Genomic DNA, 21,887 nt, shown 5'->3' on the forward strand with positions numbered 1-21,887 from the left:
CGGACGAGGGGATATAGTTGAACATTCAATTGGACAGCAAAAAAATAAAAGAGGCGTGCGGGCTGGTTTCTTTTAGGAAAGGGGATTCTTTCTACCGTTCCAAAAAAGTAGTGTTCAGCCTGTATGAGCCGGAATATTGCGAGGCAGATGTGATGGCTGCCGAGGATTTCCATGTCATCATCCAGGGGGATGGGAAAGGCGGCTATCATGCGGACTGCAGCTGTCCGAGACTTGCTTCGGTTAAAACAGACTGCCAGCATATTGCCGCCGTCCTGCTGGCCATTCTTGACCATCAGAAAAAGGGCACAGTCCCGTTGGCGGATGTGGAGAGAGCGGGGCATGAGTCGCTGGCGGAAAGTCTGCTGACGATTTTTGAAAAAGAGCATTCCCGCTCAAGCGGGGAACAGCTTCACTTCGAAGACAGACAGCCGGCAGAAGCCTCCTTTTCCTGCATGCCGGTATCTCTTGCGGATGGAAGCACCATGCTGGGAATAGAAGCCAGCATAGACCTGCATCCGGTCAGGGACATCAGAAAATTCCTTATGGATGTAAAAGAAAGAAGCTCGAGTGCAGTTTCCCCCTTCTTTACATACGAACCTGCCGGGCATTATTTTCGGAAAGAGGATGATGCTGTGCTCCAGGAGCTGATGCGGATCATTGAGGATGAGCAGGCCCATAAAGAAGGACAGACTTTAGAAGCTGAACCGTCTATCCTGCTGATCCCGCCTACCTCCTGGAGGCGGCTCCTTTCCCTTCTCACAGCTGCCCCGATGGTTCAGCTCAAAAATAAAGGGCAGGTATACGAAGGCATCAGCTTGCCGGTGGAGCCGCTGCCACTGTCGTTCCGTTTTGAATTGAACGAAGATAAAGGCGGCCGGCTTGTGATGAAAGGCATGGACAAAATCTTAATTCTGCAGGCATATCAGTCTGTTTTGTACCGGGGGATGATCTATCAGCTGGAAAATGAGGACTGCAAGCGCCTGGCGGACCTGAAGGGAATGCTCTCGGCTTCAGGGACAGACCGGATTCCCATACAAAAAGAACAGGTCGGCTTTCTGCTGGAAAAGGTCGTACCAGGATTGAAAAAGCTGGGAGAAGTGCATCTTCCAGGCGGGATCAATACCCAGCTCATCCAGTCGCCGCTGACAGCCAAACTCTACTTGGACCGCCTGAAAAACAGGCTCCTTGCAAGCCTTGAATTTCAGTATGATAATGTCGTCTTTAATCCGCTTGAGGAGAAGGAATTCCATACAGATTTACTTCTGATCAGAGATGAAGAGAAGGAAAGAAGCATCCTGGAAGTGATGGAGGAAAGCAGCTTTGCCAGAACCGACAGCGGCTACTATCTCCAGAATGAAGAGCTGGAATATGAATTCCTGTACCGGCAGCTTCCAAAGCTTCAGACGATGGTCAAGGTCTATGCGACAACTGCGATCAGGAACCGCATCTTCAGGGAAAGCATTCATCCGCGCATTTCCGTTAAAGTGAAAAAAGAACGGACCAATTGGCTGGAATTCAAATTTGCTATGGACGGGATCCCTGAGCATGAAGTTCGCGGCCTTTTGGCTTCGCTTGAGGAAAAAAGGAAATATTACCGGCTGCGGGACGGGGCGCTGCTCTCCCTTGAATCCAGAGAGTTTGATGAAATCAGACGGTTTTTGAATGAGATTCCTGCCCAGGATGAGGATCTGGAAGAGGGGCTGAACGTCCCCATGGTCCCAGGGCTCCGCCTTATGGGATCACTGGAGGAAGGGGAGGTATTCAGCTTTGAAGATTCTTTCCGGAACTTTATTAAGGAGGTCCGGACCCCTGGCAGCCGCCAATTTGCCGTACCTGAAAGCCTTGAGCATGTACTGCGCGACTATCAAAAACAAGGCTATCAATGGCTGAAAACATTGGCGGGCTATGGTTTCGGCGGCATCCTTGCAGATGATATGGGACTGGGAAAGACGCTCCAGGCTATCGCCTATATCCTGTCCGAGCTTCCGGCAATCCGGAGGCTGCAGCAGCCTGCCCTCATCGTATGCCCATCCTCCCTGACCTATAACTGGCAGAGTGAATTTGAGAGATTTGCACCGGAGATCAAGAGCATAGTGATGGACGGCAGCAAATCTGAAAGGGAGAAGATGCTCGCAGAAGCAGGAGACCTGGATGTCCTGATTGTGTCATACCCGCTGCTCCGCAAGGACATCAGCAGCTATGAGAAACAGCCTTTCAGCACAGTCTTTTTTGACGAGGCACAGGCGTTTAAAAATCCTGTCACCCAAACGGCGAGGACGGTTAAGCGGCTCCAGGCTGGAAACCGGTTCGCGCTTACAGGGACACCGATTGAAAATTCACTGGAGGAACTATGGTCGATTTTCCATGTAATCTTCCCGGAGCTCTTCCAGGGGCTCCGCGAGTTCAGCTTTCTTGACAGGAAAACAATCAGCAGGAGGACCAGCCTGTTCCTGCTTAGAAGATTAAAATCGGATGTGCTTTCGGAGCTTCCGGAAAAAACGGAATATCTAGAGTCGGCCGAGCTGCTGCCAGATCAGAAAAAGCTGTATGCCGCCTATTTGGCCAAGCTCCGTCATGACACACTTAAGCATCTGGACAAAGATACGCTCCGAAAAAACAAGATCAGGATCCTTGCCGGACTCACCAGGCTGAGGCAGATCTGCTGCCATCCGGCCCTTTTCGTGGACGGGTACAAAGGAAGCTCGGCGAAATATGAGCAGCTGCTGCAGATCATTAAAGAATCACGTCTGTCAGGCAGGCGGGTGCTGATTTTTTCCCAATTCACAAAGATGCTCGATATGATTGGAAGAGAATTGGCCAGGCAGGGCATCGGCTTCTTCTACCTGGATGGCCAGACGCCCTCAGAGGAGAGGGTCAAGCTGTGCGGGCGCTTTAACAGCGGTGAGCATGACTTTTTCCTGATTTCCCTGAAGGCGGGCGGAACCGGCCTGAATCTGACCGGCGCCGATACGGTCATCCTTTATGATCTCTGGTGGAATCCTGCAGTCGAGAACCAGGCTGCAGACCGTGCCTACAGAATGGGCCAAAGGCATAATGTGCAGGTGATCAAGCTGCTGGCCCGCGGCACCATTGAGGAAAAGATGAACGAATTGCAGGATAAGAAACGGAATCTCATTGAAGAGGTCATCGAACCTGGCGGAAAAAGTCAGGGAATGCTCACAGAGGATGATATCCGGGAGATTTTGAATGTTTGATACTCTTTAAAATAGCGAAATAGACCTTGAGGACAGGACACAGTCTGCTAATAGAAATCTGGCTGCTGTTTAATTGGCTGGCCTGAGAAATGGCTCCGGGATTTGCAGAACCTGGACCATAATAGCAAGATTGAAGACGAAACCGGGAGCCTTATCCTGTAAAATGGCAGTACAAAGCTGAAGACAGGAGGGGAGAGGTTTGGAGAAAGTTTCTTTGTCATTTGAAGAAATGTGGGAGAAAATCCTTGCCTGTGACCGGAAGTATGACGGACTCTTTTTTACAGCAGTGAAAACAACCAAAATCTATTGCAGGCCATCCTGCCGGTCAAGGAAGCCGAAAAAGATCAATGTAGAATTCTATTTTAGTAAGGCGGAGGCGGAGCAGAAAGGCTATCGGGCCTGCAAAAGATGCCAGCCGGAAGTGGAGCATTCCCCTCAAGTCGGGCTGGTCCGGAAGGTCGTTGCTTTTCTGATCAATCATTACGGGGAAAAAGTGACGCTGCAGGATATTGCTGAGGATGCCGGAGTGAGCGCATTTTATCTGGAGCGGTTATTTAAGGAGGAAACTTCTGAAACACCGCGGGAATACCTGGAAAAGGTTCGGGTGGATAAAGCTGCCCATCTGCTGGCTCACTCCAGGCTGACGAATTTGGAGATATGCTTGGAAGCAGGCTTTCACAGTCCTTCGAGTTTTTATAAAAGCTTCCGGAGGTTGAATGGATGCACCCCGAGTGAATACCGGAAACGAAAGCAGGTGCCTCAGGAATGAAGTGGAAGGATGATCAATCTTCAATGGAGCTGGAGCTGCCTGCACATTTTCACTTTAGAGAAGCCCTCGTCTTTCTGGACAGATCCAGCTATGAGATTCTTCACTATGTTGAAGGTTCTGCAGTTTTTAAAGGGATTATCACTGATGGGGAAGTGATCCTTCTGAAGATAAGCTCGACAGAAACCCATCTTCATGCGAGCTTTCTGCTTGGGGCTCCATCTGATAATGGAAGAAAGCAGGCAGCAGCCTTTATTGAAGAGTGGCTTGATTTAAAGCGTGATGCAAGTGGATTTGGAAGGATGGCCGCTGGAGACCCGCTCCTGAAGGGCCTGGCAGAACGTTATGCTGGGCTGCGGATCATAGGAATCCCGGATTTATTTGAGGCGCTTGTCTGGGCGGTCATCGGCCAGCAGATCAATCTCACCTTCGCCTATAAGCTGAAAAAGGCATTCACCGAAAAGTATGGGACATGCTTTTCTTATGAGGGCAGGTGCTTTTGGTTATTTCCTGAACCAGGGATGATTGCTGCCCTTGAACCGGAAGAGCTGAAGCAGCTGCAGTTTACAGGCCGGAAAGCAGAATACATTATTGGAATTGCAAAGCTGATGGCAGAAAAAAAGCTGAAAAAGGATGATCTGTTAGGCCAGCCGGGGGCAAGGGATGTGCTGATGTCTCTTAAAGGAGTCGGAGCATGGACCGCAGATTATGTTAGGATGAAATGTCTGCTGGACCCTGCCGCTTTTCCCATTGGGGACGCGGGGTTTCAGAACGCCTTAAAGCTGCAGATGGGCTTAGACAGAAAACCATCCATTGAAGAAGTTGAAAAAGCCGCAAGCCGGTGGGCTGGCTGGCAGGCTTATGCAGTCTTTTATTTTTGGAGGTCTTTATATGAATAAAATATACCGGGCTGATTATGAATCGCCAATCGGAACCATTGAAATTGCCGGCAATGACCAGGCTGTTGTCTCAATTTTATTTACTGATCGTGAAAAAGCAGAATACCCTTTGGAAAAAGGGCATCCTGATGCCATTAAAGAATGCTGGCAGCAGCTTGATGAGTATTTTAAAGGGGAACGCCGGGAATTTTCCTTCCCATACATGATGGAGGGGACTAATTTTCAGCAGCGTGTCTGGAATGCTTTGACTTCCATTCCATATGCCAGCACGGGCACCTACAAGGATATTGCCTCCCTGATTGAAAACGAAAAGGCGGTAAGGGCAGTAGGGACAGCAAATGGAAGAAATAAGCTGAGCATTGTGCTCCCCTGCCACCGGATCATTGGCACAAATGGGACGATGACCGGCTATGCCGGTGGGATATGGAGGAAAGAGTGGCTTTTGGAGCATGAGCGGAAGCATTTCAGCAAAAAGAGCTGAGAAAAAGCTGTCCGGCAGCCTTGCACCTTATGTTAATATTTTGAAAATAATGGTAATATAATAGGGAAACGCTATGATGGGAGGCCTTCCATGGACAGGAAATACAACGATTTAATTGGCGATATTCTTGAAAATGCAGGTGAAAAAGATAACTTCAGCGGTAAAGGAAAGCCGCTGCCTAAAGAGTATTTGGAGCAGGATACCTACCAGCGTTTTCAGAAAATCGCCAAGGATGCGGGTTATTTGCCGCCTTGGCTCAAGCTCCAGAAAGAAATCTCCGAAATGGTCCATGCATGCCACTCAGAGCAGGATGCTGCTGCTATTAACGAAAAGATCAGGAAATACAATATGGCATGCCCCCCGCCGATGCAGAAAAACATTATCCGTTTCCATGACCTGGAACAGGCAAAGAGGATATGGCAGGTATAGGGGACTTTAACAGCTGCTTGCGGGCGGCTTTTTATTTTGTAAAAAGAGAAAAATTTGTGCACACGCTATCACTCCTTCGGTTTTGTTTTCCAGTAAATAACACGAATCCTTGCAGTGAAAAAGGGAAAACCCCAATTGGAGGGTGATACCATTGCAGATTGAAAAAAAGGTACATGAATTTGATGAGGATGTGCATATCCAGATTGGGAAATATAAGATGATCGTTGAGAAAAGGTATAAGGTGCTTTCCTGGCTGAATGATTTCTTTCTTGGTGTCTTATATCTTATCGGCAGCAGCCTGTACCTGACAGATGTGGACCAAAGAATAGCCATATCATTTTTTCTCGCTGGCAGTGTCCTCATGATTGCCAGGGCAGTTTTGAATATATTGAAGGACTTGCATATCAGGAGTATTAAGCCGGGCAGCGGTAAAGGGAGATGGAAGGAACGGGATGATGATGAATAGGAGAGAAATTGGGAGAGGCAGGCAGCTATCTCTCTTTTTTATTGTCTAAATAAACTCCATTAGTAAATTTTAAAACTGTTCGGAGAAGTCAGCGTGAATGCGTACGAAATAAAAATTAAAACTTTGTAAATATTTTAGTAAAAATATTGATTTATTTACTAAAAGTAATAAAATAAATGTAAGCGATTTATTCGTTTGTACGGAAGGAGGCTGAGTATGGCGACAATCAAGAAAATAGCAGAAAAAGCAGGGGTATCGATTGCCACTGTTTCCAGGGTGCTCAATTATGATGCTTCCCTGTCAGTGACAGATGATACCCGCAAAAAGATTTTTGAAGCCGCGGAAGAGCTTGATTATAAGAAAAAACCTGTCAAAAAGGATGCCGCATTAAAAATTGCAGTCGTTCACTGGTATACAGAGAAAGAAGAGCTGGAAGATCTGTATTATATGTCGATCCGCTATGGCATTGAGCAGCGCTGCCAGCAGCTCGGCATCCAGTATGCCAACTATTTTTATGATGACCTGGAAAAAGCCAGAAGTGAAAGCCTTCAGGGCATTATAGCTGTCGGAAAGTTCAGCAGGGCGCAGGCTGATGCTTTGGGGGAAATTACGGACGCTGTTATTTTTGCAGACTACAGTCCGGATGAAGACCGGTATGACTCTGTTGTCGTAGATTTTGAAAAAGCGGCAGTGAAAATACTGAATTATTTAACAGGTAAAGGCCATCAAACCATTGGCTATATCGGCGGACAAGAGGTTTTTAAAGACGAATCGGGCGGAATTGAAGATGCACGTGAAAGAGCCTACAGAAATTATATGGCAAGCCGCGGGCTTCTGGATGAAGGTAATATCTATATCGGAAGCTTTACGGTGGACAGCGGCTATACGCTGATGAACAAGATGATAGAGGATAAAGGGGAGAGTCTCCCGACCGCGGTATTTGCAGGCAATGATCTGATTGCCATCGGCTGCCTGAGGGCCCTCCACGAAGCCGGCATCCAGGTTCCGGAGCGTGTCAATGTGATCGGGATCAATGATATCAGTGTATCCAAATATATATTCCCGGCGCTGACCACCTTGAAGGTGCATACAGAGCCGATGGGCGAGGTGGCCGTCGACTTATTCTTGGAAAGAAATCAGGGCAGGAAGATCGCAAAGAAGGTGTTTCTTGCGACTGAACTGATTGCCCGGAGCAGCAGTTTCTAACTTTGTGAAGCAGGAGATGACGATATGGAACTTCAAACAATGATTAATGACTTTCAAACCATATATACTGACTCTATGGTAGGGGATGCCAGGCTTTTCTTTTCTCCAGGGAGGATCAATCTGATCGGGGAGCACACTGACTATAATGGCGGCCATGTATTCCCCTGTGCCATTACGCTTGGGACATATGGAGCGGTTAAGAAGCGGAACGACAGGATTGTCCGGGTATATTCAAAGAATTTCCCTGATGCAGGCATCGTCGAATTTTCGTTGGGTGAACTGGAGTATAAAAAAGAACATGGCTGGGCGAATTTTCCGAAAGGTATGATTGCTTATATAGAAGAAGCCGGCTGGAAGCTGCCAGTCGGGATCGATTTATACGTGTACGGGAATATCCCGAACGGCGCCGGGCTTTCTTCATCTGCTTCACTTGAAATGCTGATCGGAGTAACTGTTAATGAGCTATTTGGTTTTAATATCGGAAGGATTGAACTTGTAAAGCTTGGGAAAAAAGTCGAGAACGAATTCATTGGCGTCAACAGCGGCATCATGGATCAGTTTGCCATTGGCATGGGCCAGGCTGGAAGCGCCATCCTGCTTGACTGTAATACTTTGAAGTATGAATATGCCCCTATCAATCTGGAAGATTATCAGATCATGGTCATGAATACGAATAAGCGCAGGGAGCTGGCAGATTCAAAGTATAATGAACGGCGGAGCGAGTGTGAAGCAGCGCTTGCTAAGCTTCAGTCTAAGCTTTCCATTTCATCACTTGGTGAATTATCAGAGGATGAATTTGAACAGCATAAGCAGCTGATCGGGGATAAAGTCCTGGAAAAAAGGGCGAAGCATGCCGTCTGTGAAAACCAGCGGACGCTAAAAGCTTTCAAGGCTTTGCAGGAAGGGCGCCTTGAAGACTTCGGAAAGCTGATGAATGAGTCGCATCAGTCGCTGAAAAATGATTATGAAGTAACCGGAAAAGAGCTCGATGCTCTGGTGGAAGCCGCCTGGCAGCAGGAAGGCACGCTTGGGGCCCGTATGACCGGTGCGGGGTTTGGCGGATGTGCGATTGCCATTGTTGAGAAAGACAAAGCTGCTTCTTTCATTAAAGAGGTAGGCAAAAAATATATGAAAAGAATCGGCTATGCTGCAGATTTCTACGCAGCAAGTGTCGGGGATGGAACCAAGGAAATCATTTTGGAGGTGCAGGGATGAGTATTTTAGTTCTTGGCGGTGCAGGATATATTGGTTCACATGCTGTTTATCAGCTGATCGACCAGAATTATGAAGCGGTAGTTGTTGACAGCCTTGAGACAGGCCACAGGGAAGCGGTTCACCCGGATGCGAAGTTTTATCAGGGGGACATCCGCGACAAGGAGTTTCTGCGCAGTGTGTTTGAAAAGGAAAGCATTGACGGCGTCCTCCATTTTGCGGCCAACTCTCTTGTGGGCGAATCTATGGAGAATCCGCTGAAATACTTCAACAATAATGTCTACGGTACTCAGGTGCTGCTCGAAGTGATGAACGAGTTCGATGTAAAGAATATTGTGTTCTCTTCAACCGCAGCCACCTATGGAGAGCAGAAAACAATGCCGATCACGGAAGAGATGTCTGCCAATCCTACGAATGCCTATGGCGAAACCAAGCTGACGATGGAAAAAATCATGAAATGGTGTGAAGCGGCCCATGATTTGAAATATGTATCACTCCGTTATTTCAATGTGGCGGGAGCAAGACCCACAGGTGAGATCGGGGAAGACCATCAGCCTGAGACCCATCTGATCCCGATCATTCTTCAGGTGGCCCTCGGCCAGCGGGAGCATATTTCAATCTTCGGCGATGATTATGATACAGAAGATGGAACCTGCATCCGCGACTATATTCATGTCGAGGATCTGATCGGCGCCCATCTGCTTGCCCTGCAATACCTGCAGAATGGCGGAAAAAGCGAGATCATTAATCTCGGAAGCGGGCAGGGCTTTTCTGTTAAGGAAATGATCGAAGCGGTCAGAGAGGTGACCGGGCATGAGATTCCGGCTAAAGTCGTTCCAAGAAGAAGCGGGGACCCAAGCACCCTCATCGCTTCATCAGAAAAAGCAAAAACAGTTCTTGGATGGAATCCGCAGAGAACAAGCATCAAGCAGATCATTGAAGATGCGTGGAGCTGGCATCAGGCGCATCCGCACGGCTATAACGATTAAGGAGGGCTCGGAATGGAAGTATATGCGAGCATAGAGACGCTGGTCAATAAGGCTGCTGCCTTAGGCATGATTGAGGAGCGCGACAGGATATATGCACGAAATCAGATCATGTCTTTGCTTGGGCTAGTCGAGTATCCGGAACATGCCGAAGCGGTGGAAAAGGCCATTCCTGATGTGTTGGAAGACCTTGTCGGATTTGCGGCTGCTGAAGGCAGGATAGCCGGCCTTGAAAGTGATAAAGACATTCTCTCAAGCAAGATCATGGATGTGCTTGTTCCAAAGCCTTCTTCTGTCAATAAAGAGTTCTATGACAAATATGAGGAAAGCCCTGCTAAGGCCACCAGGTATTTTTACGATCTCAGCCGGAACAGCAACTATATCCAGACCAAAAGCATTGCAAAGAATATCAATTATAAAATCGCCACCGATTATGGCGAACTGGACATCACGATCAATTTGTCCAAGCCGGAGAAGGACCCTCAGCAGATAGCACGCGAACGGGAGATGAAAGTGGTCTCCTCCAATTATCCGAAGTGCCTGCTATGTGCAGAAAATGAAGGATATGCAGGGCGTCCGGGGCATCCGGCGCGCTCCAACCACCGGATCATCGACCTGGAGCTGTCTGATGAACCGTGGTTCCTGCAGTACTCTCCTTATGTATATTACAACGAGCACTGCATCGTCCTTTGCGGGGAGCACCGTGATATGAAAATCGACCGCAGCACTTTTGCGAGACTGCTCGAGTTTACAGGGAAGTTCCCGCATTATTTCGTTGGCTCCAATGCGGATCTGCCGATTGTCGGCGGATCCATACTCAGCCATGATCACTATCAGGGCGGCAGCTATGAGTTTGCTATGGCAGGTGCAGATGAAATAGGCTCGTTCCAGCTGAGCCGTTTCCCCGATATAAGCGCCAGTATGCTGAGATGGCCGCTGTCTGTTATCCGCCTGAAAGGCAAAAAACAGGAAGAGCTTGCAGATGCAGCAGAGATGATCCTTGAAGCATGGGTTCAATACAGTGATGCAGAAGCTGAAATTGAGGCATTTACAGGAGAGACGAGGCATAACACTATCACACCGATTGCAAGAATGCGGGATGGACTCTATGAATTGGATCTTGTCCTCAGGAACAACCGCACGAGCACTGAGCATCCGCTCGGCATTTTTCATCCGCATGCCGATGTCCATCATATCAAAAAGGAAAACATCGGCCTGATTGAAGTGATGGGGCTGGCCGTTCTGCCTGCGCGTCTAGAAAAGGAAATCAGTGAGATAGAAAAATTCCTGCTGGATCAGCCATCAGAGGTAAAGGATTACCATCTGCCATGGGCTGCTGAAATGAAAGAGAAATATGCGGCTGAGCTAACCGGCAAAACAGCCGGATCTATTATACGGAAAGAAATCGGGTATAAGTTTGTAAGGGTTCTTGAGGATGCAGGCGTGTTCAAGCAGACTGAATACGGCCTGGCGGCATTCCGCAGGTTTGCTGATCTCCTGGCGGGACTTGATTGATTGGAGCAATGAATTACATTTTTTAAAAGAATGGGAGTCTTGCAAATGAAGGCAGTTAGAGAGAAGTTTGCAGAGCTGGATGGACGGACAGTTTCCATCTTTACACTGGTGAATAGGCAGGGAATGGAGGTTTCCTGCCTCGATTATGGGTGTATCATCACGAAAATCCTTGTGCCGGACCGGGATGGGCGGATGGAAAATGTGGTCCTGGGCTTTGATACTCTGGAAGAATACCAGCAGCATTCCCCTTACTTTGGAGCAGTTTGCGGGCGCCATGCCGGGAGGATTGCCGGAGGGGAATTCGAGCTGAACGGGAAAACCTATAAGCTTGCCAAAAATAATGGCGGAAATAATCTTCACGGCGGAGTGGAAGGTTTTGATAAAAAGCTGTGGGAGGCAGAAGTCACAGAAGGCCCGGATTCAGCAAGCGTCATTTTCCGGTACGTCAGCAAGGATGGCGAAGAAGGCTATCCAGGAAACCTTGAGATGAAGGTTACTTACACATTGAATGACCGGAACGAACTGGAGATCAGCTATGAAGGAACCAGTGATGAAGATACGATCGTCAATGTAACGAATCATTCGTATTTTAATCTGAGCGGAGATTTGAAAAGGGAAATCCTTGATCATGAATTGACGCTTAAAAGTGACCGGTTTGCGGAACTGGACGAAGCACTCATTCCGACCGGCAAGCTCGTGCCTGTCAATGGAACGGTATTTGATTTTACAGAAGGCCGAAAACTCAAGGATGGGAACACTTCGGATAATCCGCAGAATATACGGGTCGGCAGCGGCTATGACCATCCATTCCTGCTCGCTGAAAATGAGAATGAAGAAATCAGCTTATATGACGCAGAAAGCGGCCGGCGCCTTGTTGTAGAAACAGACCAGCCTGCCGTTGTCCTTTATACAAGCAATACACTGGAGGGGTCATTCTCCATACGCGGTGTAACAGCCGCCAATCATTTGGGCGTTTGCCTGGAGACCCAGGGGCTGCCGGATGCGGTGCATCACCCGGAATTTCCATCATGTATTTTGAAAGCAGGGGAAAGCTTCCGGTCGGTTACTGCTTTTAAGTTTTCACAAGAATAGTAAAGAGCGCCATAGGCTAAGCCTGTACAGTATATCTGTGCAGGCTTTTCTTTTAGTGCGGGGAATCCCAAGGTTTGATGAATCGGTGTACCTGAGTTTTCTTATGGAAGCTAAAGCAAAGCATTCTTATAGAAATCTGTTCTGCATTGAGGGGTAACGGGATAACTGGTTACCGAAAGAGTTTTCTGAAAATTTTGCTGGTTAGAACGCAACTTAATTGAATTTCATTCGTAATATAGAGACAGATATTCCGCTGGATAATTTTCTATAAAACATAGAAACTCCAAAGGCTCTTAAAGATTCTCTCTGATGCAATCCTTTTTTAAACCAATGTTTCCTATCTTGGAAGGGGGTTATGACCAATGAAAAAGATAAAGCTGTTTGCGGGTCTATTCTTAAGAGAACCGCTGTGGTTCAAGATTTTGATCACAGGATCTCTGTTTTTATCGATTCTATTCAGCAGTTCTGTTTTTGCAGATGGTGGCGCATTTTTTCAAGGAACTTCGAAAATTGCGGCTGCGGTATTCTTCGGTGCTTGGGGGATAAAGCTTAAGGCAAGCCGGGGGGCTTCAGCTGCTTTATTCATAGCAGCAGCAGTTTGCCTTGGACTCGGTGCAGCGGCCTTTTATTATTAGATAGGGGTAATCAAAAAGATGAAAAACATAAAGATTAGAAGACCCGTTTATGAAGATACAGCTGAACTAAATGATTTTTTTAATATGGTCATAACCGATACGTTTATCAAGGAAGGCATCGGCGGACTTTTAGAGGATATGGAGAAAGAGATTGAAGTGAAAAAAGAGTACCTGCTGCAGGATCTATCAAGCCGGGGAGAGGCCCGGTATTTTTTGCTTGCGCAGGCAGGCGAGAAGATAATCGGGACTGTTGAATTTGGGCCGGCCAGCAGGCTGATTCTGGAGAACACCAATCAGGAGTACAGCCATTTATTTGAAGTTGGCACCGTCTTTGTTCATCCTGATGTTCAGGGAGAGGGTGTCGGCAGCAAGCTGCTGAGCAGCCTTTACCCTGTTTTTTGCGAAAGGGAAATTGAAGAATTCTGTATGGACAGCGGGTACAAAAGGGCCCAGGAAATTTGGAAGATGAAGTTCGGACAGCCTGCGGTTGTAATAGAGAATTATTGGGGAAAGGGTTCCCATCATATGATTTGGCGGCCGCGGACGGATGAACTGCTGTGAAGTTTCATTTAAGGTAGCAATCAAGATTAGCGGAATGTTTTCGTATTTAATACAAAGGAGTGCTAAAAAGGGGAGGAATTCCGATGAAAAAAATAGCGGGGGAATGCCCAAAATGCGAAGGGAAGGAATTGGGCAAAGGCAGTCAGCACGGATATGGGACAATCATACCCGACAATAGGATGAGCTTTGGATCACCCGTTGAGCATATCATCTGCACGGGCTGCGGTTACATAATTGAGAGCTATGTTACAAAGCCGGAAAAATTTAAGGGGACCATTTTCTAGAAGAATGCTGCCAGTGCCAGGCACCGTCTGTGGACAAATAGCGGGTAGGTGTCTTTTTGCGGTGCCTGGCACGGCGGGAGGAACGCTGGGTATTTCGTCGGGATGTGCGGAAGCTGACCCTTCAAGATTGAATCACCATTCATCAATATGGTAAAGTGCAATTATCATTTAAGAGGAGGATAACCATGCTACCGAATACTCAGCAGCAAATTCAGCTTGCTTCACGTCCGAAAGGGACACCTGTGAAGGATGATTTCCGTTTTGCCGATGTTAAGGTCGAGGAGCCGAAGGAAGGAGAGGTTCTTCTTCAGACGGTCTACCTGTCTGTGGATCCTTATATGCGCGGGCGGATGTCTGACGCAAAATCGTATGTAGAGCCATTTAAGCTCGATGAGGCGCTTCACGGCGGAGGGGTGGCCAAGGTTGTAAAGTCCAAATCGGCTGCATTTAATGAAGGTGATTATATTGTCGGAATGCTGCCTTGGCAGGAATATTCCGTTGCCTCAGAAAAGGCTGTCCGCAAAATTGATCCTCAGGTTGCACCGGTCTCAACTCACCTTGGGATCCTGGGAATGCCAGGTTTGACTGCCTATTTTGGGCTTCTTGATATCGGGCAGCCGAAGGAAAATGAAACCGTCGTTGTTTCAGGTGCGGCAGGAGCAGTAGGATCCGCAGTCGGCCAGATTGCTAAGATCAAGGGTGCCCGGGTAGTCGGGATTGCAGGGTCTGATGAGAAGATTTCTTATCTGAAGGATGAGCTTGGATTCGATGAAGCCATCAATTACAAAACAGCTGGCGATATCCGCGAGGCTTTGGAAAAGGCCTGTCCGGACGGCATTGATGTTTATTTTGAAAATGTCGGCGGAGAAATTGGCGATGCAGCCATCAGCCTTTTGAACAAATTTGGCAGGGTGCCGGTATGCGGAGCTATCTCAGCTTATAACAAGCAGGGTGAAGATACAGGTCCGCGCGTCCAGGGCCAGCTGATCAAAACGAGCGCGCTCATGAAAGGCTTCACAGTCGGGGATTACGCCAGCCGCTACAAAGAAGCAGCTGCCGACCTCGGCAAATGGGTCAGCGAAGGAAAGCTCAAATACGAAGAAACAGTAACTGAAGGATTTGATAATATCCTTGATGCCTTCCTTGGACTATTTGAAGGAAAAAATATGGGCAAGCAGCTGGTGAAGGTTGCAGAAGATAAATAAAAATGAATGAAGGGAAGCGCTGGTCCAGAGGGGCTGGCGTTTTCTTGTTTTTACCATAAAATGTATTATTTGTTGAATCAAGTGATTTTTATGTAGAAAAAAGCAAAATTTATGTAGAATCATTCAGTTTTTATGTAGAAATATTAAAAAATTTGGTAGAATCATATTCATTTAGATAATCTATCGCTATCTTACATCGGAATTTTCCTGTATTTAATTATGAAAACGTTTACGGCAGTGATTTATAATAAAGAAAAACACAAATTCCTGCATGGAGGGGTCAATTATGCCAAAGGAAGAGCTGTGCAGAGTGCTGATTGTAGATGATGAGGTTTTAATCAGGCAGGGAATTAAGCATTATATGGATTATGAGCAGGCTGGATTCAGGATTGCGGGAGAGGCATCGAATGGGCAGGAGGCACTGGACATGATTGAGGCGTTGAGGCCGCATATCATTCTGACAGACATTGTCATGCCAATCATGGATGGAGAAGAACTCACAAGGATTGTGACTGAACGTTATCCTGATATAAAGATTGTTGTATTGAGCAGCTATGGGGAGTTCGACTATGTCAGAGCAGCTTTCCAGAACGGGGCGGTTGACTATATATTAAAACCGAAGCTTGATGCGGAAGGGCTGCTGAAAGTACTCCAGGCAGCTGCCAGCAAGATTCCCTCCCTCCTGCAAACCGAGGGAAACAGCAGCCATTCAATAGAATCAGTGATAGAAAAGCTGGCTGCAGGCTATGAAGCGGTTATGGACCAGTCAGCTATAGAAGAAAGTTTTCCCTTTGGAACTTTTTATCTTCTTGGCATTGAGGCAAAACGTGCAGCAAGTACTGCCGCAGAGCTTGTCCATCAAGTTAAAGCAGGGATCAGTCAAAAGGCGCCTAAAGCCGCTGCAATTCCCTTTTTTACAGACGAAAGCATTGCAGGGATATTGATCAATATAGAAAAAGAAGAGGAAGCCCCGCTTTTCCTTGTGATTGAGGAAGCTGCTGCACGTGCAGATACGGCTGCAGTGGCGCTCAGCCGTAAATTTGAAGGCTTATCCGATCTCGGTGCTGTGTGGAAGGACAGCATACTGAATCTGCTTCCCTATTCCTTTTATTTTCCTGAAAAAGGGGTCTTAAAGGAAGAAGATCTGCCTGCAGCTTCTTCAGAGAGGAATGAGTTCAGCCTGGAACGGTTTACAGAGGAATTCAAGAACGGAAATGTTCATTCTGCACTGGCCTATCTGAGTGAGCATACCTCTTCCCTGGCGAAGGACAGTTCTATTGCGCCTTTTGAATTTAAAGCATTTTTAGGGAATGCGATTTTTAATATTACGGTCATTCTGGGAAATATGACTGTTGAAGCGGATGCGATCCAAAAGAAAAAATATGAATACTTTAAGGCTGTTGAAGATGCAGGGACTGCCTCAGAGGCACTTGATGTTCTGGCACGTTTTATAAAAGAGGTGGATGAATTACTGATTCCTGCTGACAACCAAAACGGGATTACCATAAAAAAAATTATTGAATACATGAAAGAACACTATACCGAGCCTATTACCCTGACAGAAGCAGCCAGGCACTTTCATTTTAATCCGTCCTATTTATCCAGCTACTTTTCGGCCCATAACGAGGGAAGCTTTATTGAGCAGCTGAACAAAATCAGGATTGAGGAGGCCTCTAAGCTATTGCTGGAGGGGGAGGCCACGATATCGGAAATCAGCGGGCTGGTCGGATTTTCAGATCACAGCTATTTCTGCAGGGTGTTCAAGAAAAGGACGGGGCTGTCGCCAAGCCAGTATAAACGAAAATATTTTACAAGATAAGAGATGAGCGACTATGAGACTTAACGGATTATTTATGAAGCAGTTCCTTTTCACAGTGTTTATTATTATATCGGTTGCCGCTGTGCTGACTGTCACAATCGTCAGGATGTCAGAGCAGTTTTTTATCGACAGGTTCAGCATAACCAACTCAAAGGTAATGAATCAGGTGAAGGACAGCTTTGAATCCTTCCATTACTCTATCGTGACAGCTTCCAATAATGTTCTGCAAAATGGGACTGTCAAACGGATACTGACAGATGAAGAAACAGAATATGAGCAGATGGTTTCATATTTTAATATGTACCAGCAGATGAACAGGATCAAATCCTATCTTGACGCCTATGAAATTGGCATTGTCGTGACAGGCAAGAATGGAATAGACTATGCGACCGACCGTCCTTATTGGCCCATAACCGATGAGGAGCTTAGAAGGAGTGCCATCCGGAAAAACACCCTCCGGAATCCCAAGAGGCTTTTGTATCAGTATGACTATAGGCCGGGGAAGGATATTGAGTCGGATGACAGGAATTTCATCGTCGCCACGAGAGCCATCAGGGAGCCGATTTCGGGGAGGGATTATGGTGAGATGTATTTTGCCATCCAGGAAAAAGAATTCAAAAAGTTTTATGCCAGTTATACCAGTCCTGGGAATCATGTCTTCATTACCAATAATTCGGGTGTGATACTTTCCAGCAGCCGGCCGGACCTGATTGGCCGGACGTCAACTGATCTGCGCCGCTATACGGAGGAATTGAAAGGACCTGAGCCTTATAAAGTGGGGAAATTCATGGGAAAGGATCACATCATCCTCATGGAATATCTGCCTTCCTTTGATTTGTATCTATTCAATGTCATAGATAAGGAAGTAGCGTTCGGAGATTTGATTGATAAAAGCGATATCGCGCAAATTGTCATTTTAATTGTAATTGCCGTCCTGTTTATCGTGTTTTTTGCTTCACGCCGGCTTACAAATTCTCTTTCCACTTTAGCACGGCAAATCTCAGGGGCTGCGAAGCATGACTTTGTCCAGTATGTGACTGTGGGAGGGACCTATGAAACAAAGAAAATCGCCTATGCATTCAACAGTATGCTGGACGAGCTGCATGATTATGTCGAGGAACTGATGCAGACACAGAAGGAAAAGCGTAATGCCGAGCTGGCAGCCCTTCAGCAGCAGATCAATCCGCACTTCTTATATAATACGCTCACATCAATCCGTTTTATGGTTCAGCAGGGCGGCAGGCAGGAGGCGGAAAACACCATCATGGCGCTGATATCACTGCTTCAAAACACAATCGGCTCTCCGAGTGAAACCGTGACGGTTAAGCAGGAGGTCGATAATCTTAAAAATTATGCTTTTATTAATCAAAAGCGTTATGGAGACCGGATTAAGACCAATTATTTTGTTTCACCGGACTGCCTGAATGAGCCTATTCCAAATCTGATCCTTCAGCCTTTTATGGAAAATGCCTTTTTCCATGCGTTCAATCGGAAGGATGGAGGCTATATCAATGTACTGATCTGGAAGGAGAACAGCAGGCTGATTTGCGAGGTAGTGGATAATGGTGACGGAATGGAGATTGAGGAAGATAAGCAAATGCCTGCTAAAAGCAAGCAGCAGCTTTTCACCGGCATTGGCGTGAGAAATGTGCATGATAGACTGCAGCTCATTTATGGAGACGATGCGGGTGTATCCATCTCCAGTAAGGCGGGAGACGGGACAACCATCCTGCTCACCATACCGCTCCCACAAGCTTAAAATCGTCCAAATTTCTAAAGAAAGTCCAAAGAACAACCGGTGAAAACGCATTCATGAGACAAAGATATTACAAATGTAAAAAAAAATCCTCCTAATACTCCCTCCTTTTAAGATGCTACGATAAAGACAGAAAGATAACGCTTACAAAAATAGATGGAGGGGAATCAATGAAAAAGCTGCTGGCCTTTTTATTAATTGCGGTATTGATGCTGTCTGCCTGTTCTTCAGGGTCAGATACTGAAGATGCTTCAGGTGAATCAAAAGATACAAATGAAATAACAGTTTGGGCATGGGATCCAAACTTCAACATCAAAGCTCTCGAACTGGCAAAAGAAGCCTATCAGAAAGAGGATTCTGAGCTTGACGTAAAGATTGTTGAGAATGCACAGGCGGATATCATCCAAAAGCTAAACACAAGCCTGAGCTCAGGGACGGCAAAGGGTCTCCCGAACATCGTCCTGATCGAGGACTATCGGGCGCAAAGCTTCCTGCAGGCATATCCTGATATGTTCTACGAACTGACAGATTCATTCAATGCAGATGATTTCGCACAATACAAGATCGCGCCGACGAGCCTGGATGGCAAGAATTACGGGCTCCCGTTTGATACAGGTGTCACAGGGCTGTATTTCAGAACTGATTACCTTGAGCAGGCAGGCTATACGCCTGAAGATATCCAAAACATTGACTGGGACAAATATATAGAAATCGGTAAAAAGGTTAAAGAAGCTACAGGCAAACATATGCTGACTCAAGACCCGAAAGATCTTGGGCTGATCCGCACCATGATTCAGTCCAGCGGCTCCTGGTATCTGAAGGAAGATGGAAAATCACCTGATTTGGCAGACAATGAAGCATTGAAGGAAGCTTTCAAGACGTACAAGGCAATCCTGGATGCAGACCTTGTTAAACCGGTTTCAGACTGGAGTCAGTTCGTGGCAGGCTTCAACAGCGGAGATGTGGCAACTGTTCCTTCGGGCAACTGGATTACTGCATCCATCAAAGCAGAAGCTGACCAGTCCGGCAAATGGACAGTAGCAGCACAGCCGAAGCAGTCCGGCGTTTCCGGATCAGTAAATGCTTCCAATCTCGGCGGCAGCTCATGGTACGTGCTGAACATCCCTGGAAAAGAGAAAGCTGCAGAATTCCTGGCAAAAACCTTTGGTTCTGATTCAGAGTTTTATCAGACTCTGAATACCGAGATCGGGGCAATCGGCACTTATAAACCAGCTGCTGAAGGAGAGGCATATAAATCAGGCGATGACTTCTTCGGCGGCCAGGAGGTTATTTCTGACTTTGCCAAATGGACAGAGCAGATTCCTCAAGTAAACTACGGATTGCACACCTATGCCATTGAAGATATCCTTGCAGTTGAAATGCAGAACTATCTGAAGGGCAAAGATTTGGATAAGGCACTTGAAGACGCACAGGCACAGGCAGAAGCGCAAATTCAATGAAATTAAATAAGAATTAAGCCTCGGGAATTCGCCGGCTACTCCTTTCGGTTTAATGGAGCTAACTGATTATCAGGCGGATGAACGGGGCTTTTTCCTACTAGAACAAGGTTGGGAGCTGATGAATATGATGCCGGCAAAAGCCAGCCAGACAATGACAGCAGAAAAGCCAGGGCAGGGCCCAGGCACAGCAAGGCCAAATAGAAAATTGAAAATAAAGAATGGTGCAGTGGGATGGTCATTTATCGTCATTGCAGCAGGATTGATTTGCTTGTTTTATTTTTATCCGATGGTACAGGCATTACTTCTTTCGTTTCAGTCAGGGACAGGAGCAAATCTTCAATTCACCGGGATTGATAATTATACCCGGCTTTTGAAGGATCCTACTTTTCTGACGACTCTTAAGAATACTGTGATCTTCTTGATTGTCCAGGTGCCAGTGATGATTATTCTGGCTTTATTCCTTTCTGTATTGCTTAACAACAAAACACTTAAGTGGAAGGGATTATTCCGGACAGCCATCTTTTTGCCGTGTGTGACCTCACTGGTAGCCTACTCGGTCATCTTTAAGTACCTTTTCAGCCAGGATGGAATCATCAATATTATGCTGATGAAGCTGGCGCTTATTTCTGAGCCGATTTCCTGGCTCACTGATCCGTTCTGGGCAAAAGTAACGATCATTGTGGCCATCACTTGGCGATGGACGGGTTATAATATGATTTTTTATTTATCGGCTCTTCAAAATGTGGATCAGTCAATCTATGAAGCAGCCAAAATGGACGGGGCCTCTTCTTTTCAGCAGTTCTTCAGAATAACGGTGCCCATGCTGAAGCCGATCATTCTCTTTACATCTATTACATCAACAATCGGTACACTGCAGCTGTTTGACGAAGTCATGAATATCACAGCGGGCGGACCGGCAAATGCAACCATGACAATCTCTCAATATATTTATAATCTTTCCTTTAAGTACACACCTGATTTTGGCTATGCTGCAACGGTTTCATATGCCATTGTCATCTTGATTGTCATTTTCTCCATCATTCAGTTTAAAGTGGCAGGTGACAGAAATGAGTAAATCGAATCGTATAATAGGCTACACCGTTCTGATAGTGGCTTCTATCATTTCCATATTCCCATTTCTATGGATGATCGTCAGCTCGACAAACAGGTCAGCAGATGTAACAAAAGGCAGACTTCTTCCGGGCAGCCATTTTATGGATAATGTGACGAATCTCCTGAATACGGTTGATCTCGTTCCAGCCCTGATGAACTCAGCAAAAATCTCGATTTCTACGACTCTGCTGGCGCTTCTGATTGCTTCCCTTGCAGGCTATGGCTTTGAAATCTACCGAAGCCGGGCGAAGGATATTGTGTTCAATATCCTGCTCTTATCAATGATGATTCCGTTTGCTGCTTTAATGGTGCCTTTATTCCGCATGTTCGGAACCATATCGCAGACCATGCCGATGATCGGGATCGACACTCTCACGGCAGCCGTCCTGCCGACGATTACTACCGCTTTCCTGATTTTCTTCTTCAGGCAGAGCACAAAAATGTTTCCGCGCGACATACTCGAAGCCGGGCGGATCGATGGTCTTTCTGAGCTGGGCATCTTTTTCCGCATTTATGTGCCAACCATGAAAACGACTTATGCTGCAGCTGCAATCATCACCTTCATGGCAAGCTGGAACAGCTATCTATGGCCCCTGGTTGTCCTGCAGTCACCGGAAAACCAGACAATTCCGCTTTTGATATCCAACTTAGGTTCAAGCTATTCACCTGACTATGGTGTGATCATGACAGCTATTGTCATTGCGACCCTCCCGTCTGCACTGATTTTCTTCATTATGCAGAAGCACTTCGTGGCAGGGATGATGGGATCGGTTAAATAAACTTTTTA

At 46.7% G+C, this 21,887-nt stretch carries 20 protein-coding genes; all 20 read left to right on the plus strand.

Annotated features, from left to right (window positions below; all coding sequences use genetic code 11):
• The first annotated feature begins 17 nt into the window (after positions 1 to 17).
• Positions 18 to 3,215, plus strand: coding sequence for a DEAD/DEAH box helicase (locus tag N288_RS02005; protein ID WP_022543278.1), 3,198 nt, complete (start codon positions 18 to 20; stop codon positions 3,213 to 3,215).
• Positions 3,216 to 3,444: 229 nt separating this feature from the next.
• Positions 3,445 to 3,984 carry a bifunctional transcriptional activator/DNA repair enzyme AdaA gene (locus N288_RS02010; protein ID WP_035401891.1) on the plus strand — a complete coding sequence of 180 codons (540 nt, stop codon included), beginning with the start codon at positions 3,445 to 3,447 and terminating at the stop codon, positions 3,982 to 3,984.
• Complete coding sequence (locus N288_RS02015; RefSeq protein ID WP_009792480.1) at positions 3,981 to 4,880, plus strand: DNA-3-methyladenine glycosylase family protein; 900 nt, start codon at positions 3,981 to 3,983, stop codon at positions 4,878 to 4,880. The genes N288_RS02010 and N288_RS02015 overlap by 4 nt, the downstream gene beginning before the upstream one ends.
• Positions 4,873 to 5,361 (plus strand): methylated-DNA--[protein]-cysteine S-methyltransferase, encoded by a 489-nt coding sequence (locus N288_RS02020; RefSeq protein WP_009792479.1) that lies wholly within the window; start codon positions 4,873 to 4,875, stop codon positions 5,359 to 5,361. The genes N288_RS02015 and N288_RS02020 overlap by 8 nt, the downstream gene beginning before the upstream one ends.
• A gap of 90 nt (positions 5,362 to 5,451) precedes the next feature.
• Positions 5,452 to 5,790: a DnaJ family domain-containing protein gene (locus N288_RS02025; RefSeq protein ID WP_009792478.1), complete on the plus strand. Its 339-nt coding sequence runs from the start codon at positions 5,452 to 5,454 to the stop codon at positions 5,788 to 5,790.
• A gap of 142 nt (positions 5,791 to 5,932) precedes the next feature.
• Positions 5,933 to 6,256, plus strand: a complete 324-nt coding sequence (locus tag N288_RS02030; RefSeq protein WP_410110750.1) for a YrhK family protein — start codon at positions 5,933 to 5,935, stop codon at positions 6,254 to 6,256.
• A 216-nt stretch (positions 6,257 to 6,472) separates the two neighbouring features.
• The gene (locus tag N288_RS02035; protein ID WP_009792476.1) at positions 6,473 to 7,462 is read left to right on the plus strand and encodes a LacI family DNA-binding transcriptional regulator; all 990 of its coding nucleotides are present in this window, start codon (positions 6,473 to 6,475) and stop codon (positions 7,460 to 7,462) included.
• A gap of 24 nt (positions 7,463 to 7,486) precedes the next feature.
• Positions 7,487 to 8,677, plus strand: coding sequence for a galactokinase (locus tag N288_RS02040; protein ID WP_009792475.1), 1,191 nt, complete (start codon positions 7,487 to 7,489; stop codon positions 8,675 to 8,677).
• Positions 8,674 to 9,663, plus strand: coding sequence for a UDP-glucose 4-epimerase GalE (gene galE / locus N288_RS02045; RefSeq protein WP_009792474.1), 990 nt, complete (start codon positions 8,674 to 8,676; stop codon positions 9,661 to 9,663). The genes N288_RS02040 and galE overlap by 4 nt, the downstream gene beginning before the upstream one ends.
• A gap of 12 nt (positions 9,664 to 9,675) precedes the next feature.
• Complete coding sequence (gene galT / locus N288_RS02050) at positions 9,676 to 11,175, plus strand: UDP-glucose--hexose-1-phosphate uridylyltransferase (RefSeq protein ID WP_009792473.1); 1,500 nt, start codon at positions 9,676 to 9,678, stop codon at positions 11,173 to 11,175.
• Between the two features lie 45 nt (positions 11,176 to 11,220).
• Positions 11,221 to 12,267, plus strand: coding sequence for an aldose epimerase family protein (locus N288_RS02055; protein WP_022543279.1), 1,047 nt, complete (start codon positions 11,221 to 11,223; stop codon positions 12,265 to 12,267).
• A gap of 362 nt (positions 12,268 to 12,629) precedes the next feature.
• The gene (locus tag N288_RS02060) at positions 12,630 to 12,902 is read left to right on the plus strand and encodes a hypothetical protein (protein WP_009792471.1); all 273 of its coding nucleotides are present in this window, start codon (positions 12,630 to 12,632) and stop codon (positions 12,900 to 12,902) included.
• Between the two features lie 18 nt (positions 12,903 to 12,920).
• Complete coding sequence (locus tag N288_RS02065; RefSeq protein ID WP_009792470.1) at positions 12,921 to 13,463, plus strand: GNAT family N-acetyltransferase; 543 nt, start codon at positions 12,921 to 12,923, stop codon at positions 13,461 to 13,463.
• Positions 13,464 to 13,546: 83 nt separating this feature from the next.
• Positions 13,547 to 13,747 carry a hypothetical protein gene (locus N288_RS02070; RefSeq protein ID WP_009792469.1) on the plus strand — a complete coding sequence of 67 codons (201 nt, stop codon included), beginning with the start codon at positions 13,547 to 13,549 and terminating at the stop codon, positions 13,745 to 13,747.
• A gap of 185 nt (positions 13,748 to 13,932) precedes the next feature.
• Positions 13,933 to 14,952 (plus strand): NADP-dependent oxidoreductase, encoded by a 1,020-nt coding sequence (locus tag N288_RS02075; protein ID WP_009792468.1) that lies wholly within the window; start codon positions 13,933 to 13,935, stop codon positions 14,950 to 14,952.
• 286 nt (positions 14,953 to 15,238) lie between these two features.
• Positions 15,239 to 16,771 carry a response regulator transcription factor gene (locus N288_RS02080; RefSeq protein ID WP_022543280.1) on the plus strand — a complete coding sequence of 511 codons (1,533 nt, stop codon included), beginning with the start codon at positions 15,239 to 15,241 and terminating at the stop codon, positions 16,769 to 16,771.
• 13 nt (positions 16,772 to 16,784) lie between these two features.
• Complete coding sequence (locus N288_RS02085) at positions 16,785 to 18,530, plus strand: cache domain-containing sensor histidine kinase (protein WP_022543281.1); 1,746 nt, start codon at positions 16,785 to 16,787, stop codon at positions 18,528 to 18,530.
• Positions 18,531 to 18,697: 167 nt separating this feature from the next.
• Complete coding sequence (locus tag N288_RS02090; RefSeq protein WP_009792465.1) at positions 18,698 to 19,987, plus strand: ABC transporter substrate-binding protein; 1,290 nt, start codon at positions 18,698 to 18,700, stop codon at positions 19,985 to 19,987.
• A gap of 151 nt (positions 19,988 to 20,138) precedes the next feature.
• Complete coding sequence (locus N288_RS02095; protein ID WP_083783087.1) at positions 20,139 to 21,062, plus strand: carbohydrate ABC transporter permease; 924 nt, start codon at positions 20,139 to 20,141, stop codon at positions 21,060 to 21,062.
• The gene (locus N288_RS02100; RefSeq protein ID WP_022543283.1) at positions 21,055 to 21,879 is read left to right on the plus strand and encodes a carbohydrate ABC transporter permease; all 825 of its coding nucleotides are present in this window, start codon (positions 21,055 to 21,057) and stop codon (positions 21,877 to 21,879) included. Before N288_RS02095 ends, N288_RS02100 begins: the two co-directional genes overlap by 8 nt.
• Positions 21,880 to 21,887 lie beyond the last annotated feature (8 nt).

Origin of the sequence: Bacillus infantis NRRL B-14911, assembly GCF_000473245.1 — a bacterium.
Lineage (GTDB): Bacteria > Bacillota > Bacilli > Bacillales > Cytobacillaceae > Bacillus_AB > Bacillus_AB infantis.

What these genes read in the sequence shown, in the direction of transcription:
- N288_RS02010 (WP_035401891.1), top strand. Translation starts at nt 3,445, where the DNA reads ATGTGGGAGAAAATCCTTGCCTGTGACCGGAAGTATGACGGACTCTTT.
- N288_RS02015 (WP_009792480.1), top strand. Translation starts at nt 3,981, where the DNA reads ATGAAGTGGAAGGATGATCAATCTTCAATGGAGCTGGAGCTGCCTGCA.
- N288_RS02020 (WP_009792479.1), top strand. Translation starts at nt 4,873, where the DNA reads ATGAATAAAATATACCGGGCTGATTATGAATCGCCAATCGGAACCATT.
- N288_RS02025 (WP_009792478.1), top strand. Translation starts at nt 5,452, where the DNA reads ATGGACAGGAAATACAACGATTTAATTGGCGATATTCTTGAAAATGCA.
- N288_RS02035 (WP_009792476.1), top strand. Translation starts at nt 6,473, where the DNA reads ATGGCGACAATCAAGAAAATAGCAGAAAAAGCAGGGGTATCGATTGCC.
- N288_RS02040 (WP_009792475.1), top strand. Translation starts at nt 7,487, where the DNA reads ATGGAACTTCAAACAATGATTAATGACTTTCAAACCATATATACTGAC.
- galE (WP_009792474.1), top strand. Translation starts at nt 8,674, where the DNA reads ATGAGTATTTTAGTTCTTGGCGGTGCAGGATATATTGGTTCACATGCT.
- galT (WP_009792473.1), top strand. Translation starts at nt 9,676, where the DNA reads ATGGAAGTATATGCGAGCATAGAGACGCTGGTCAATAAGGCTGCTGCC.
- N288_RS02055 (WP_022543279.1), top strand. Translation starts at nt 11,221, where the DNA reads ATGAAGGCAGTTAGAGAGAAGTTTGCAGAGCTGGATGGACGGACAGTT.
- N288_RS02060 (WP_009792471.1), top strand. Translation starts at nt 12,630, where the DNA reads ATGAAAAAGATAAAGCTGTTTGCGGGTCTATTCTTAAGAGAACCGCTG.
- N288_RS02065 (WP_009792470.1), top strand. Translation starts at nt 12,921, where the DNA reads ATGAAAAACATAAAGATTAGAAGACCCGTTTATGAAGATACAGCTGAA.
- N288_RS02070 (WP_009792469.1), top strand. Translation starts at nt 13,547, where the DNA reads ATGAAAAAAATAGCGGGGGAATGCCCAAAATGCGAAGGGAAGGAATTG.
- N288_RS02075 (WP_009792468.1), top strand. Translation starts at nt 13,933, where the DNA reads ATGCTACCGAATACTCAGCAGCAAATTCAGCTTGCTTCACGTCCGAAA.
- N288_RS02080 (WP_022543280.1), top strand. Translation starts at nt 15,239, where the DNA reads ATGCCAAAGGAAGAGCTGTGCAGAGTGCTGATTGTAGATGATGAGGTT.
- N288_RS02085 (WP_022543281.1), top strand. Translation starts at nt 16,785, where the DNA reads ATGAGACTTAACGGATTATTTATGAAGCAGTTCCTTTTCACAGTGTTT.
- N288_RS02090 (WP_009792465.1), top strand. Translation starts at nt 18,698, where the DNA reads ATGAAAAAGCTGCTGGCCTTTTTATTAATTGCGGTATTGATGCTGTCT.
- N288_RS02095 (WP_083783087.1), top strand. Translation starts at nt 20,139, where the DNA reads ATGACAGCAGAAAAGCCAGGGCAGGGCCCAGGCACAGCAAGGCCAAAT.
- N288_RS02100 (WP_022543283.1), top strand. Translation starts at nt 21,055, where the DNA reads ATGAGTAAATCGAATCGTATAATAGGCTACACCGTTCTGATAGTGGCT.